Origin of the sequence: Sphingopyxis sp. GC21 (assembly GCF_025727575.1) — a bacterium.
Classification (GTDB): Bacteria; Pseudomonadota; Alphaproteobacteria; order Sphingomonadales; family Sphingomonadaceae; genus Sphingopyxis; species Sphingopyxis terrae_A.
Window position 1 is genome coordinate 1,600,288 of record NZ_CP095845.1, and the last position, 13,836, is coordinate 1,614,123.

Genomic DNA, 13,836 nt, shown 5'->3' on the forward strand with positions numbered 1-13,836 from the left:
CGCGACTATTCCCCCTTCAGACGCCCGCTCGTGGCGTCGGCAGCCGGCGCCGTCCGATTGGCGTCGGCAGCGAGCGGCGATACTGCCGGCGCCGTCGCCACGCCCTCGCTTGCATCCCCGAGCGGCGCGCCTGCATTTTCGTCGGCGAGAAGGCGCGGCGATTTCAATATGGCGCTGGTATTCGGCGGGATTCCGTTTGCGGTGAAGCCGGCTTCGCCAATTGCCTCGATCTGCGGCTGGTCGACGAGCGGCTGCTCCTGGCTCACCGATTGAGTGAAGGCGGTGCGGCGGCCCCAGCCGCCGGTCCATCGATAGAAAATATGATGATCGAGCTGCGCTATCTTGGCGAGCGAGCTCGCCCAATAGGGCACGACATAATCGGCATGATAATGCGTCGCCATGCCGACGCTTGGCTCGACGGCACCCGATAGCGCGGCAACCGCAATGCGGCGCGCAGCCTCCCATCCCTGCCGGGTCGGAATCCGCGCAAGGCTTCCATCGCAGGTGAATGTGAACTGGCAGCCCGTCGGCCTTTCCGACCCCTGGTACACCACCCCGCAGATACTGTTAGGAAATGCCGGATGGCGGACGCGGTTGAGCACGACCTGCGCCACGCCGCGCTTGCCCTGATCGCTTTCCTGGCCCGCTTCATAATAGATGGCGGCGGTAAGACAGTCGATCGACGAACGCCGCCCGGCGACGTCCGACGCGTTGATCGGCAGGACCAGCGGCGGCGCTCGCTCGATTGGTGCCGTCGAAAACGGAAGCGCGGCATTTTCCGCGCGCGCATCCTCGGGCGCCAGTTCCTTGTAGAGCTGCGGTTGGGGGACGGGCGGCCTCGCCATGGCGACGGGTGTTCGTTCGGCGAGCTCGCGTGCAGCCTGGCCGCGATGAAGCAAGGCCCAGGCGGCGAACGCGAGCGCTGCAACTGCTGCAAGGACAAGCAGAGCCGCGATCAGGCGATCACGTATCAGCCCGCTATCGGTTCGAGTCCGGACCATATCCGCTCACCATTTCGGCACTCGCGCGGCTCTATGACAAAGCCCGGTCCGCGTCCAGTGGCTGCAACCGATGCCCGGCCGATTGTGCCTTGCTGATACGGTTCGACCGGGAGGCGCGTCGCCCATTGGCAGGTGCCGCGCTTTGCTCTATCGGATATTCATGACTGCCGATGCGGGAAAATTCGATGGCAACGCTCGCTGAGCAATCGCGAATTGCGCCGCCGTCGCTACCGACGCGCCTGTCGCCCGGCGCGTGGGCCTTGATCGTCGGGCTTGCGCTCTTTTGCATTCCCACCTTCATCTTCGTTGTCCGCGAATCCTGGTCAGGCGAAGCCGGCGCACATGGCCCGATCGTGCTCGCAACCGGGCTCTGGCTGCTGCACACGCGCTGGCTCGAAGTGCGGGATATGCGCTCCATCCCCGCGCAGGGACCGGTCTGGGCAATGCTCGCGGTCCTCATTCCGCTGACGATCTTTGCCCGGATTACCCAGATCGTCGAGATCGAAGGCTATATGATGTACGCGACCGTGCTCGTCGTACTCTACAGTCTCGTCGGCCTGCGGGTCATGAAGGGGCTGTGGTTTCCGCTCTTCTATCTCGCCTTCATGTTCCCGCCGCCCGAGACGCTCGTCGCCGCGGTCACCGTGCCGATGAAGATGTGGCTCTCGCAGGCAGCCGTCGGCTTTCTTCAGCTGTTCGGCTATCCGATCGGCGGCGAAGGGGTTCGCATCTATATCGGTCAATATGAGTTGCTGGTCGCAGCAGCCTGCTCGGGGATCAATTCGATCGTCTCGCTGGCAGCGATCTCGCTCTTCTATATCTATATGCGGCATCAGGCCGAATGGCGCTATGCGCTGCTGCTCGTGCTGTTCATCGTGCCTGTCGCGCTAATCGCCAATTTCTTCCGCGTGCTCATCCTCATCCTCCTGACCTATCATTCGGGCGAGGCAACGGCGCAGGGCTTCCTGCATAATTTCGCAGGGCTGGTGATGTTCGGGATCGCACTGCTCACCATTTTCGGGATCGACGTGGTGCTCAAACCGCTCTGGGATCGTTTCACCGCGCGTCGCAGCGAGCCGGCCCATGGCTGATGACAGCGCCGCCTCCGGCCCGGCGATCTCGCGGCGAAGCGCCCTGATCGGCGGGACGCTGGCCGCCGCATCGGCTTTTGCTTTCGTCCGCCAGCCGGCGGTCGCCAATCCGATCGTCCCGGAAAAGACCTTCGACACCTGGGTGCCGCGGCAGTTCGGACGGTGGACGAGTATTTCGGAGAGCGGCGTCGTGCTCCCGCCGCCCGACGCGCTGCGCGATCGGCTCTACGACAATCTCGTCACCCGGGTTTACGCTTCGGCGAGCGGCGTGTCGGTGATGATGCTCCTCGCCTACAACAATGCGCAGGACGGCGTATTGCAGCTGCACCGTCCCGAGACCTGCTATCCGGTAGGCGGCTACGCGCTGAGTGACACCCGCGAGGTCGATATTCCGGTTGGCGGACGGCGCATCCCCGCCAATTTCTTCACCGCGACCGGACCCGACCGGGTCGAGCAGGTGCAATATTTCACGCGGCTGGGCGACGCCTTCCCGCGCAGCTGGGCCGAGCAGCGGATGGCGGTCATTCGCGCCAATATCGCCGGCGACATTCCTGACGGCATGATGATGCGGGTCTCGACGCTCGGCATGGACGCGCCCGAGGCGGAAACATTGCTCGACGAATTCTCTCGAAGTTTCATCCTCCATTCCAATGCCCGCCTGCAGCATCTGCTGCTCGGTGCGACCAGCAGTACGTAAAAGGACCTATCGATGCGCACCAAGAACCTCACCGCTATTGCCCTGGCCTGTCTTTCGCTTGCCGCCTGCGACAAGGAGCCGACCGGCCAGGTCGCCGCCGTGGTCAATGGCGAGGAAATCACGCTCCAGGAAGTCAACGCCGAGCTCGGGAGCGTCAATATTCCCGATGGTGTCGACAAGAAGGTGGTGCAGCAGGCAGCGCTCGAGCGTGTGGTCGAACGGCGCCTGCTGGCGCAGGCAGCACGCGACGAGGGCCTCGACAAGACCCCCGATTATCTGCTGCGCGAGCGCCAGCTGCGCGATGCGCTGCTCGTCCAGCTCATGGGCCAGAAGGCGCAGCGCGCGCAGCGCGTTCCCGAGCAGGCCGAGATCGACAAGTTCATCGCCGACAACCCCGACATGTTCGCCGACCGCAAGATTTTTGCGATCGACCGCATTCAGTTCCCGCTGCCCAAGGACATGGCGCAGCTCAAGGCGCTCGAGAATGATCATTCGATGGAAGCGGTCGCGTCGCATCTCCAGGAGCTTGGCATCAAGTTCGCGCGCACCGACGCGCAGATGGATTCGGCGCAAGTCGGCAAGCAGCGCATGCAGCAGATCCGCGCGCTGCCGGCGGGCGAGCCGTTCATCGCGCCTGAGAATGGCATGGTCACGGTTGCAGTGATCAAGAGCGAACGCGCCGTTCCGCTGACCGGCGACGCGGCGCGTCCGTTGGCGGTCCAGGCGATCCAGAATCAGCAGCTGACGAGCGCAATGCAGGATCGCCTCAAGCAGGCCCGCGCCGCTGCCGAAATCAAATACCAACCCGATTTTGCGCCCAAGGGTGCGGCGAAGCCTGCCGCCAAGTAGCGCCGACGTGGCGGCGGCCTTCGCTTAGGCCGCCGGCGTGCGATCAGGCGCTGCGTCTTTGGGTGTGCCGCCTGAGAGAGCAGCCCCCGCGATCGCGGGATAGAAGAGAAAGCTGTTGAACAGCGCGTCGATCGCGGACAGCAAGAGGAGCAATATGGCGAGCCGCGCGCCCGCCGCGTTCGGTCCGCCCGAACGGGCGATGACGGCAAGACGCACGAGCGCGCCGCCAAACGCCGCGCCAAGCAGCGCAAGCCCAACGAGGCCGTAGGCACCGAGGATGAGAAGCGGGAGCCCCCAGGGGCGCGTGCCCGCGGGCCGGAACCAGTCCCATCGCCCGGTGCCCCAGATTATATCCCTGCGCAGGAGCGGCAGGGTCTTGAGATCCTGGCTGACCCGCCAAGTTGCCGAGCCGCGCCCGCTCGCGCGCAGCGCACCGACAATCGCCTTGCCGGGCGCGGTGTCGGTGGCGATGCTTCGCAGCGGTACGGCGCCGCTCACATGGAGCGCGCCGACCGCGAGCGCACCAGCGAGCGCCATCGGCAGGGCGATGCGGAGCGTGCCGAACAGGCGCGGCATGAAGAGAAGCCCCAGCCCCGCCGCCAAGAGGATGATCGCCCCCGCCGATTGCGCGGCAAGCGTTGCGGCCGCGAGCAGGACGGCGGCGACGCGCCACCGCGCTGCCGCCCCCTCGCCCGCCGCATCGCGCCATCGCCAGGCCGCTGCGAGCGCTGCCCCGGCAATCCACAGTCCATATTGATTGCCATGTTCGAAGAAGAGTTGCGGCCGGAAGCCGATGTAGCGCTCGATGCCATCATGCGCGAAGGGATTGGCCCCGTAGATCAGCGTTTGAATACGAAAGCGCGTCAAACCCTCGATCAGCGCGAAGGGAAGAAGGAGCAGCGTCAGCCCGGCCAGCAGTCCCGCGAATGCGCGGGCATCGTCGCGGCCGCGAAGATAGAGTTTGCCCGCAAGCCATGGCAAGCCCCAGGCGCCCAGAAGATAGAGCGAAGCAACCGGCGGCGCGGGCGACGCGCTCCCGACGAACGCCCCCTGGAGGAGCGGCCAGAGGCAGAAACCGGCGATCGGCAGGTCCCACCAACGTAAGGCAAGACCGCCCCAGCGCGCGCGATCGAACAGCGCGGACGCCAGGAGGGCGATTGCGGGGGCAGTCCATTGTTTGGTGACGAGCTGCGCCGAGGGCAGCCCGCTGCCCACGATGGTGAAAGTGAAGCTGCCGGGCGGTGGCAGCGGCCCATAGGCCGCCGGGGGCAGCAGTAGCCACCCGCCGATCAAGGCTGCCCAGAATGCCTGGCGCGGCGGCACCGTGCGGAAGAGGATGATGGCGACGACGCCCCAGAGGATATGCGCGGCGATCAGCACAAGCTGGTCTTAGCCCCCCGCGAGGGATATTGAAGCCCCTTTAAAAGGTGGGGGGCTTGATGGACGCGACCCAATGGGCGGGACTTGTGGCTTTCGGCGGCGCGGCGGCCGCCTGCCTGTCGCTGCGCGTGCCGTCGGGGCGGATACTCGCGGGGGTCAATGGCTGCCTGGCTGCTGAATGCGCGCTCGGCTTCCGCCACGGCCTCCACGACCAAGTGATAAGGCTGCTGGGCGATTATTATCCCGAACGTCAGCCGTTCCAGATCGCGCTTGTGCTGATCGCCGCCTTTACGGGACTGACCCTCCTCGCGCGGCGATCGCGGCGCACCCGCAAGACTTCAGTGAATGTCCCGCTGATCGCGACCGGGGCGGCTCTCTTCCTCTTTGCAGTCGAGACGATTTCGCTGCACGCGCTCGATCGGTTGCTCTATCGCCCGGCGGGCCCGGTGCTGGTGATCGGCTGGCTATGGATCGCGATCGGCACGGTGACGCTGATCGGCACAGCGCGCGATTACCACCGCGCGCGGCTATCTTCCTGACTTCCCAGACACCGTCACCATGCCAACAGGCTGACCTTGGTGCGCACGCAAATCAAGCGGCGCAAGCGGCAGGCGGTGCCGACCTACAGGGGGTGCCGCCATCACCACCTATCTCGGGAAGCGGCGCATGATCATGAAGGATTGGGCGAACTATTGCGACCGGAGGAACAGTTGAGCCGCTATACCCGCGCCAAGCGCCACCTGCTCCGTCGGCATGCGCGTGCTGTCGATCGCATCAACGAGAGGATCGGAGCGTTTAGCGCGAAGCATGCTTACAAGTTGCGGAAGTCGTGATAGCAGACACCAATGAACGGGGCCCAGCATAAGCGAATTGGATATCTAGACGGATGGCGCGGCCTCGCGATCCTGTTTGTACTACTCGGTCATTTCGGCAGTGCGGTTGCGCCTGCGCTCGAGAAGATGGGCTGACGTGCTCCCCTGATTGTTACCAGTCAGAGGTAGAGTCCGGCTCCTTCATGATGGTTGATTGATGGGATGGCAATGGTCCTGGGGGCATGCCCCCAGGACCATTGGCCGGCGATCTCGGCGGGGGTTTGCCCGCCCAGTTTCGAGTGTGGCCTGACGTGATTATAATCGTGCCGCCAAGCCATGAGCACGAAGCGGGCATGCGCCAGCGACGTGAACAGGGTCTCGTTGAGGCATTCGTCCCGCAGGCGGCCGTTGAAGCTCTCGACGAAGCCGTTCTGCATCGGCTTCCCGGGCGCGATATAATGCCACTCGACCTGACGCTCCTGCGACCAGCGCAGGATCGCCGACGAGGTCAGTTCGGTGCCATAGCACATTGGGAAGCAGCCTTTCGAAGGGCCGCGATGCCTTGATGGAGACAAGGGCGCGTAGCGCCCGCCGGCTTCATCAAGGCAGTCATGACCTGCCAGCAGGTCTCTAAAGAGAAGTTGTCGACACAACCCTTTGGAGGCTGACCGATCATGACCAAGCTGTATTCTACGCCACCCGACGCCGTCCTGGTAGCCATCGATATGTCGAAGCACCGCCAGGAGGTTCTCCTCGAACGACCGGAGGGCGGCCGCCGACGCCGTATGACCGTCATGGCAACGAAGGCGGACTATGACCGGCTGGCGGACGATCTGACGACCATCGGTAGGCCCGTGATCGTCGGCTTTGAAGCAACCGGCAACTATCACCGCACGTTGGCGCATCGATTGCTGTCCGCCGGGTGCGAACTGCGCCTGATTTCGTCGGTCGCCTTGGCCCGGACACGCGAAGCGCTGCACAATGGCTGGGACAAGAATGATTCCAAGGACGCGCAAGTCATCCTGCACATGCTGAAGATCGGCGCGACCCAGCGCTATGTCGATCCGCTGGCGGCAGGGATCAACGATCTGCAGGAGATGTCGAAGACGCATGAAGCCATATCGAAGGCGAAGACCCAGACCTGGCATCGGATTCTCACGCATTATCTGCCACTGTATTTTCCGGAGATCGAGCGTTTCGCCGGCAACAGCCGGTCCGACTGGTTCCTGGCGTTGATCGAACGCTTCCCGACGCCGGGCAGCATCACCTCGATCGGACGCGAGGCGTTCACCGAACAGGCCTGGCCGCTGATCGGTCGCAAGGTCTCCAAGGCCCGGGTGGTCAACGATATTTACGAGACCGCCTGTGCATCGATCGCGCTGCCGATCGACGAAGATTCCACGGCGGTCGCCATGTTCCGCATGGTCATCGCCCAGGCACGCACCCTGATTCAGCAGCGTAACGAGATCGAGCGGATCGCCGATGACGCGCTGGCGACGAACAGCGATTATCAGCTCCTGCGCATGATCCCCGGTATCGGTCCGATCAACGCCCTGACGATCCTGGCCGAGGCCGGCGATCTGCGCCGGTTCAGCCACCATCGCCAGTTCCTCAAGTTCTGCGGCCTCGACCTCGCTACCTACCAGTCAGGGATATTTCGGGGGCGGACGAAGCTATCAAAGTACGGCAATGCCCGGCTGCGACGCACCTTCTGGATGGCAACGCAGGTCGCGATCCGACAACCCAACAACAGCTTCCGTGACAAGCTCTCCCGCTATGTCGATGGCCATGCCGACGACCCCGATCGCCGCCGCAAGGCGATGACCGCTCTCACCGCCAAGATGGCGCGCGTCGTGCACGCCGTCATCAAGACGGGAACCGAGTACCGCCCGTTCGTCGAACGGGCGGACACCAGATGGAAGGACCCCTCTCTGCTGTGCCGTGAGGGCGCTACGGCGACCCTGTAGATAATGTTCGGGCCTTCCATCTGGCATGCGTATCTCATCTTAAGGACGGTGAGGACCACGATCCCGATGATCGATGGATCCTATGTTTGCTATGGCCGAGAGCGCCTTCCTTGACGATGGAAGCCATCTGGATCATAAAATCATCAGCGCCGATCACATTCGGCGCAACGAGATCTGCTGGCCTGTTCCCGCCGCTGCTTCCCAACATAGGACGTTGTCGCTGACGACCATGTGAGGCTTCCCCCGCAGCCCGATCAGCGTCGTCAGTTCCCGGGCAACGCGGATGCCGGATAGCGATGTGTCCGCCACCAGCGCCAGACACTCCCGCGTAAAGTCATCGACGATGCACAGGATGCGGAACCGCCGACCGCACACCAGGCTGTCCGATACGAAGTCGAGCGACCAGCGCTGGTTCGGACCCTGCGGCAGTGCCATCGGCGCTCGCGTGCCCAAGGCCCGCTTGCGACCACCACGGCGGCGGACACGCAGTCCCTCTTCGCGATAGATGCGCAGCAGCTTCTTGTGGTTCGGGCGCATGCCCTCCCGCGCCAGAAGATACCCCAGACGACGATAGCCGAACCGACGGCGCTCGGCCGCCAGCTCGCGCAGGCGTTGCCGCAGAGCACCGTCATCCGGCCTCGTCGGCTCATATCTGATCACCCGGCGGCTCACGCCGACCAGGCTGCACGCCCGACGCTCGCTCAGCCCGTGATGGTCACGAGCATATGCGACGGCCTCCCGCTTGGCGCCGGGCGTCACCATTTTTTTGATGTCAGATCCTTCAGCACCGCATTGTCGAGCATCGCCTCGGCCAGAAGCTTCTTCAGCTTCGCATTCTCGTCCTCGAGCGCCCGAAGCCGCCGCGCCTCCGACACGTCCAGGCCCCCGAACTTGGCCTTATACTTGTAGAAGGTCGCCGAACTGATCCCGTGCCGGCGGCATACATCCGCCGTCGGCATCCCCGCCTCATGCTCCTTCAATATCGCGATGATCTGCTCTTCGCTGAACCTGCTTCGCTTCATTACGTCCGACTCCTTCGCGCCGGACTCTACTCAAAATCGGTCACATTTCAGGGGAGCACGTCACAGGAGTTGCAGCGCAGCAGCGCACCGGCGGGCAGCCTCCGAAATGGCTCTGGAACGCTGCGGTGACCAGGAGAATTGACCCTGCCCTGGTCCAGCGCCGCGAAGGCTTGACACGTGCCGAGGTAGTGGCAAGCGCCGGGCCCTGCAGCGTTTCTCGAACTGGCGAATATGCGCCCGACCTGCGTCCCCACGGGAGCGATCAGATCGTGCGCTGCGAACCCGGGACGATAATGCAGCAAAAGGGCCGCCGATCAACGAGATCGACGGCCCTGCTCAATTTCAGGTAAGCTGGATCAGCCGAACGAGACGCGCACATTCGCGTCCTTGCGACGCGACCGCATCGCTCCGCCAATCAGGCCGAAGCCGAGCAGCATGAGCGCCCAGGTCGCCGGCTCGGGAACCGCGGCGGCGAGCTGGCCGACACCGCCGAGACGCACCTGACGCATGTCATGGATGCCCGTCGTCGACGGATTGGCAATGAAGCCGGCGCTGGTGAAGACTTCGCCGGCATCACCGTAAATGCCGAACCAGTTGTTGCCGTTGGTGGCAACCGACTTGGTGATCGAGGCGGTCGTGCCGTCGGAGAGAAGATAGGTTAGAAACACGCTCGTCGCTTCGTTCCGCGCCCTGCCCGGGACGGGCGAGAGATTGAAGATTGCCGACTCGAAACCATAGCCGCTCTGGATGGTAAAAGTCAGGGCGTTGAGAAGACCGTCAGCCGATTCAACGCGCGCCTGGCCATTGGCACCACCGACCAACGTTGAGTCGGTGCTGCTGGTAAAGGTCAGGCCGACACCGCCCACGCTGCCGGTGACCGTCGAGCCGGTGCCCTTGTTCACAAGCACATTGCCGTCGGTGCTGACGCAGTTCGCGCCTGTGCAGATGAGAACGGCAGCGTTAGCCGGCGCTGCAGAGAGGGCGAGCGCGCAGAGGACGGCCGGAGCCCCAAGTGATTTGAGTGCGAACTTCATGCCAAACGTCCCTTGAGAATTGAAATGCGCGACCCACACGCCTTCGCTCGTCATCCGAGTCAATTTAGGCGCTCTTAACATTTCCTAGGCGCTGCAACACAATTTTTCCGGGCGCTTCGGCGCGCTGCCTGTCTCAAATTAACACATCATAAGAATCGGCCAAGTCATGCCGAAGGGCGTAGCGGCCGAGGCGAGCCACCCAAGAAGAGCATCGCGCCGAGCTGAAGCATCCCCGTATGACTGCAAGCCGGCGCGGTGGCATTGATGCGACATTACCGAAGCGGGTGCCCCGCACGAATCGGTCGGCCTATGTTCCCGCGCGTCAAACCGCGGCGCCAAAGCCACGGCCTGCCGCATCCGCGACGTCCCGCCTTGCGGGAGCGGAGCGAGCTTGTATCGCCACGCCCGCAGCCCGCCGAACCCGCCTTCAATCCTTGCTACCGTCACAATCCTGCTGCGGCTCGGAGCTGCCAATAAGGAAGTCTTAACCCAATTTCTCCACTCTATGATCCCAATGGCCGACCATCTTTCCCCCGATCCGAATTTCGCGAGCGAGCGCCGAAGCGCTCGCCGCAATCTCCCGCTCCTTATTGAAGGCCGCCTGAGTGACGGCGAACGGCTCGCGGTTCAGATATACAATATTTCCGAAACCGGCCTGCTTATGGAATGCGACGCCGACCCCAAGGCCGGTGACCGGATCGAGGTGGATTTACCGCATGCCGGGCTGGTTTCAGCCAAGATCGTGTGGACGAGCGGCCTCCTCTTCGGCTGTCAGTTCCGGAAGCCGCTTTCGGCTGCGGCGTTGAGCGCCGTTCAGCTGCGCAGTGCAGCTACGCCGCATCTCGACGCGCTACCCGAAGAACGCCGCACGATTGCCCATTTCGGTGCCCGCTTGCAAAGGCTGCGTGTCCGCAAGGGCCTAAGCCAGGCCGATATCGCGGCGCATCTCGGCGTTAGCGCGCCTTCGATCTCGGGTTGGGAAAAGGGCCGCGCTCGCCCCAAGAACGCGCGCCTTGATGCGCTTGCGGACCTGCTTGGCGTATCGCTCGACGAGCTGATCGACGAACCCGAACCGGAGTCCATCCAGACCGTGATCGATCGCAGCCGCGAGGAGATCGCGCGTGCCGTGGGGACAAGTCCCGAAAAGGTGAAGATTAGCGTCGAGCTTTAACAAAGCGCTCGGCTTACGCGCCTTCCGAAAGTTTGTTCGTTGCGCGGTCTGCCGCGTCGGCAGGTACCTAATCCTGCGCGCCCAATCCGCGCGCGCCATTCAGCGCGCTACTCTGCGGCTGAGATCGACCTCTGCGTTCCATCACCAATCAAGCGCGATGCCCAATATCGCCCCCCCAATGCCCCGTTTTGGCACAGCTGCGCAGCGTGGCGAACTGATTGACTTCCCGCGCAATCTTTCTTAAGTTTTGTTAATCATCATCAGGGGAAGTTAACGATGCGCATCAAGACTCTGCTTTGCAGCGCGGCCCTCGCCGCAAGCTCCGTGCTTCTTGCCGCGCCCGCCTCGGCCGCAACCTCGCTCGATACGACGCAGCCATTTACCGGTGCGTGGAGCCCGTTTGGCGACCCTGATACCTCGGCCTATGGCCAGACCTTCACCGTCGGCGCTGACAATGTCCTCGACAGCTTCTCGCTGTATCTCACCGGAGGGGTCACAAACCCGGTCGATTTCCGCGCCTATATCTACGGCTGGGACGGATCGAAGGCGACCGGCGCGCAACTGTTCGCCAGCAGCCTGCAGTCTTTTACCGGATCGCTCTACGACAATCCGACCGAGTTTCTTTTCTCGACCGGAGGCCTTGGCCTGACGACCGGCGCCCAATATGTCGCCTTTCTCTTCGCGGACTTCTCCGGCGCTGAGAGCACCGCATCGATGCCCTACTCGGGTAGCTTCGGTAGCGAACAGATGCCGGGGGGCGGCTTTGTCTACTATAATGCCGGCGACAATTTTGGCGCGCTGACAAGCTCGAATTGGGACAGGTTCGGAGAAGCTGACGACGTCTGGTTCAAGGCGAGTTTCTCGCAAGGCGACGTGGGCGCTGTTCCCGAGCCGGCAACCTGGGCGCTTTTCCTGTTCGGCTTCTTTGCTGTCGGGGGCTTGATGCGCTCGGCGAAGCGCGAGCAGAAAATTCGCGTAACCTACGGCTGAGGCCCTAAGGCCGCTAGCGCTATCGGGGCTCCCTGCCGACCTTCGGCAGGGAAAATCGGCAAATCATATTGCCGGAAAATCCGGCCGATCTTGATGTGGGGCTATGGCGAGATGGCGCCTAATGCCCCGCATTTTCGATCGTCACATCATGCAGCGTCATCCGCGCCCCCTTGCTTGGGGGCAGCGCTAAATCGGCGGGCGCGATTGCTGGCCGCCAGCTACCCAGACCTGCAAAAATCTCTTCGGTAATCCCGTGCCCGAGTTGGCCGCGCTTCAAAGACGCGCAAATGCGGTCGCAAGCTTGAACTCTGCAAGCAAAGCATAGGGACCGTTCGCGCGAGCGGTCGTTGCGCAACGCCTGGCTATCGCCTAGCCAACGCAAGGGCGCGATAGAAAGGCGTAATCCGCCGAACTGTCCGGGCAGAAATCCGGACTATCGATCGCGGCAATGCAGCGATGCATCTGGACGCAGACTTCACCGACGATTAAGAAATATTGCGTGTCGATTGGCGCCGCGACGCCAAGGCACTTGGGACGGCCTGTCGCTCACTCGCAAAAATTTATCATCCCGATCATCACGAGACGGCTGATGTCGTCAACTTCAACCAGGTGATCGAAGCCCATCGCAAGCTGCGTGATGCTGAATTGCGGGCAGAATATGATCTACTCTACAAGGCCCATCGTCCCTGGGCTGACGGCGTACAATCGGCGAGCGCCGGCCTTGATATCGACACCCAGGCAGCGCTGGACGATGCGGATGCCCAAAGCCGCATCCTGCGCGAGCTCTACAAGCGTTGCCGACAAAATGCGCAGGACGCAGGCGTCGCGCCCTTCTTCCTGCAGGAAATGCTCGGGCGCAGCGATGAGCATTTCGATTTTCATCAATGGTATCTGAAATCCAAGGGACTGATCGAGACAAATGAACGCGGAACGCTGGCGATTACCATCGATGGGGTCGATCATGTGATCGCCACGTCGCGCGCGACGACCGCAGAACAATTACTGATTGCCCAAACGCGCGAGCGCAAGGGTGAACGAGGGCCATAACTGCCGAGGTCAGCGCTGCGACAGAAGCTGCCGGCGACGAGACCGCTACGCTAGGCACGGCAGCAACGCATGATGACTTGCGAACGAGCTTCATGCCGACCCATCGGCGTGGCTGGCCGCCCGCTCGGCTTCGCCTATCGGTTCAGCGACACTTCAGCTCTCCACGGTCAATGGCGCGGCCCAGCAGTCCGCCGCCTGCAGCGCCGATGATCGTTCCTACGGTCCGGTCGCGCCCGCTGGCGAGCTCACGTCCCAACAATGCGCCGACCGCAGCGCCGATAATGAGACCGGTTGTTCCGTTGTCGCGTCGGCAATAATAGCGCCCATCCCGGCCGCGCCACACACGATCGCCGCGTGCCAGTCTGCGCGGCTCATAATATCGTCCGTTGCTGTCGTAGAGGCTGCGCTCCTTGGCACGTTTGCCATGGGCCGGCGCCCAGGGCGGAGGTTCGGCAAGAGAAGGTGTTGCCGGCGCTACCAGGCTACCGAGCAGAACTGCTGCAATAATCTTCTTCATACTTCAGCTCCCAATCGAGCAAAGCGGGTATCTGGCGCGGACGCGGCGGGCTGGGCATCGTTGAAAGAAGCACCCCGCTGACGAAAGACCCAGCGCTCAAGCCCGAGCATGTTGCGATGATCCTGCAACGGCCCCTTCCCCAATAGGTTGCAAGCAGCCGGATGCCTTGTCCCAAGCGGCAGATGGGCACGGCGATACAAGCTGAGGCCGCGTGTTACGGTCTATCGAAAGCAGCCAGGGCCGGTCAGACGTCCCTTG

11 protein-coding genes and 3 pseudogenes are annotated in these 13,836 nt (G+C 63.2%); 8 read left to right on the forward strand and 6 right to left on the reverse strand.

Translation table 11 applies throughout. From position 1 onward, the window contains the following. Positions 1 to 5: 5 nt before the first annotated feature. Entirely contained in the window at positions 6 to 1,001 is a 996-nt protein-coding gene (locus tag MU856_RS07650) for a cell wall hydrolase (RefSeq protein WP_263588747.1), read from the reverse strand. A 185-nt stretch (positions 1,002 to 1,186) separates the two neighbouring features. On the opposite strand from MU856_RS07650, the gene xrtV reads away from it, so the two are divergent. From xrtV to MU856_RS07665, 3 genes are read left to right on the forward strand one after another with little or no spacing between them, the layout of a single operon-like run. Further along, entirely contained in the window at positions 1,187 to 2,092 is a 906-nt protein-coding gene (xrtV, locus tag MU856_RS07655; protein WP_234178816.1) for an exosortase V, read from the forward strand. After that, positions 2,085 to 2,789, forward strand: coding sequence for an exosortase-associated protein EpsI, V-type (gene epsI / locus MU856_RS07660; RefSeq protein ID WP_263588748.1), 705 nt, complete (start codon positions 2,085 to 2,087; stop codon positions 2,787 to 2,789). Before xrtV ends, epsI begins: the two co-directional genes overlap by 8 nt. 12 nt (positions 2,790 to 2,801) lie before the next feature. Continuing rightward, positions 2,802 to 3,638, forward strand: coding sequence for a hypothetical protein (locus MU856_RS07665; protein WP_062902559.1), 837 nt, complete (start codon positions 2,802 to 2,804; stop codon positions 3,636 to 3,638). Positions 3,639 to 3,662: 24 nt separating this feature from the next. Here the strand turns inward: MU856_RS07665 and MU856_RS07670 are convergent, their stop codons facing one another. Then, positions 3,663 to 5,018 carry a hypothetical protein gene (locus MU856_RS07670; protein ID WP_263588749.1) on the reverse strand — a complete coding sequence of 452 codons (1,356 nt, stop codon included), beginning with the start codon at positions 5,016 to 5,018 and terminating at the stop codon, positions 3,663 to 3,665. Between the two features lie 56 nt (positions 5,019 to 5,074). On the opposite strand from MU856_RS07670, the gene MU856_RS07675 reads away from it, so the two are divergent. Beyond that, on the forward strand, positions 5,075 to 5,557 hold the full coding sequence (locus MU856_RS07675; RefSeq protein WP_263588750.1) for a hypothetical protein: 483 nt from the start codon (positions 5,075 to 5,077) through the stop codon (positions 5,555 to 5,557). Positions 5,558 to 6,009: 452 nt separating this feature from the next. Here the strand turns inward: MU856_RS07675 and MU856_RS07680 are convergent. Further along, positions 6,010 to 6,351: pseudogene (locus MU856_RS07680) on the reverse strand (integrase core domain-containing protein); the annotation flags it as partial. A 153-nt stretch (positions 6,352 to 6,504) separates the two neighbouring features. Between MU856_RS07680 and MU856_RS07685 the strand changes: the two are divergent. Then, a pseudogene (locus MU856_RS07685) lies at positions 6,505 to 7,801 on the forward strand (IS110 family transposase). A 209-nt stretch (positions 7,802 to 8,010) separates the two neighbouring features. Here the strand turns inward: MU856_RS07685 and MU856_RS07690 are convergent. Both MU856_RS07690 and MU856_RS07695 read right to left on the reverse strand, forming a co-directional pair. Continuing rightward, positions 8,011 to 8,819: pseudogene (locus MU856_RS07690) on the reverse strand (IS3 family transposase); the annotation flags it as partial. Positions 8,820 to 9,175: 356 nt separating this feature from the next. Beyond that, positions 9,176 to 9,907, reverse strand: coding sequence for a PEPxxWA-CTERM sorting domain-containing protein (locus MU856_RS07695; protein ID WP_263588751.1), 732 nt, complete (start codon positions 9,905 to 9,907; stop codon positions 9,176 to 9,178). A 337-nt stretch (positions 9,908 to 10,244) separates the two neighbouring features. Here MU856_RS07695 and MU856_RS07700 point away from each other — a divergent pair, with 337 nt between their 5' ends. The 3 genes from MU856_RS07700 to MU856_RS07710 all read left to right on the forward strand — a co-directional run bounded on the left by MU856_RS07700 (position 10,245) and on the right by MU856_RS07710 (position 13,061). Further along, positions 10,245 to 11,024, forward strand: coding sequence for a helix-turn-helix domain-containing protein (locus tag MU856_RS07700; protein ID WP_202988306.1), 780 nt, complete (start codon positions 10,245 to 10,247; stop codon positions 11,022 to 11,024). A gap of 276 nt (positions 11,025 to 11,300) precedes the next feature. Beyond that, positions 11,301 to 12,014 carry a PEPxxWA-CTERM sorting domain-containing protein gene (locus MU856_RS07705; RefSeq protein ID WP_062902565.1) on the forward strand — a complete coding sequence of 238 codons (714 nt, stop codon included), beginning with the start codon at positions 11,301 to 11,303 and terminating at the stop codon, positions 12,012 to 12,014. Between the two features lie 495 nt (positions 12,015 to 12,509). Beyond that, positions 12,510 to 13,061 carry a DnaJ domain-containing protein gene (locus MU856_RS07710; RefSeq protein WP_263588752.1) on the forward strand — a complete coding sequence of 184 codons (552 nt, stop codon included), beginning with the start codon at positions 12,510 to 12,512 and terminating at the stop codon, positions 13,059 to 13,061. Between the two features lie 142 nt (positions 13,062 to 13,203). Here the strand turns inward: MU856_RS07710 and MU856_RS07715 are convergent, their stop codons facing one another. Continuing rightward, on the reverse strand, positions 13,204 to 13,578 hold the full coding sequence (locus MU856_RS07715; RefSeq protein ID WP_217372267.1) for a glycine zipper 2TM domain-containing protein: 375 nt from the start codon (positions 13,576 to 13,578) through the stop codon (positions 13,204 to 13,206). Between the last annotated feature and the right edge of the window lie 258 nt (positions 13,579 to 13,836).

What these genes read in the sequence shown, in the direction of transcription:
- MU856_RS07650 (WP_263588747.1), bottom strand. Translation starts at nt 1,001, where the DNA reads ATGGTCCGGACTCGAACCGATAGCGGGCTGATACGTGATCGCCTGATC.
- xrtV (WP_234178816.1), top strand. Translation starts at nt 1,187, where the DNA reads ATGGCAACGCTCGCTGAGCAATCGCGAATTGCGCCGCCGTCGCTACCG.
- epsI (WP_263588748.1), top strand. Translation starts at nt 2,085, where the DNA reads ATGGCTGATGACAGCGCCGCCTCCGGCCCGGCGATCTCGCGGCGAAGC.
- MU856_RS07665 (WP_062902559.1), top strand. Translation starts at nt 2,802, where the DNA reads ATGCGCACCAAGAACCTCACCGCTATTGCCCTGGCCTGTCTTTCGCTT.
- MU856_RS07695 (WP_263588751.1), bottom strand. Translation starts at nt 9,907, where the DNA reads ATGACGAGCGAAGGCGTGTGGGTCGCGCATTTCAATTCTCAAGGGACG.
- MU856_RS07705 (WP_062902565.1), top strand. Translation starts at nt 11,301, where the DNA reads ATGCGCATCAAGACTCTGCTTTGCAGCGCGGCCCTCGCCGCAAGCTCC.
- MU856_RS07715 (WP_217372267.1), bottom strand. Translation starts at nt 13,578, where the DNA reads ATGAAGAAGATTATTGCAGCAGTTCTGCTCGGTAGCCTGGTAGCGCCG.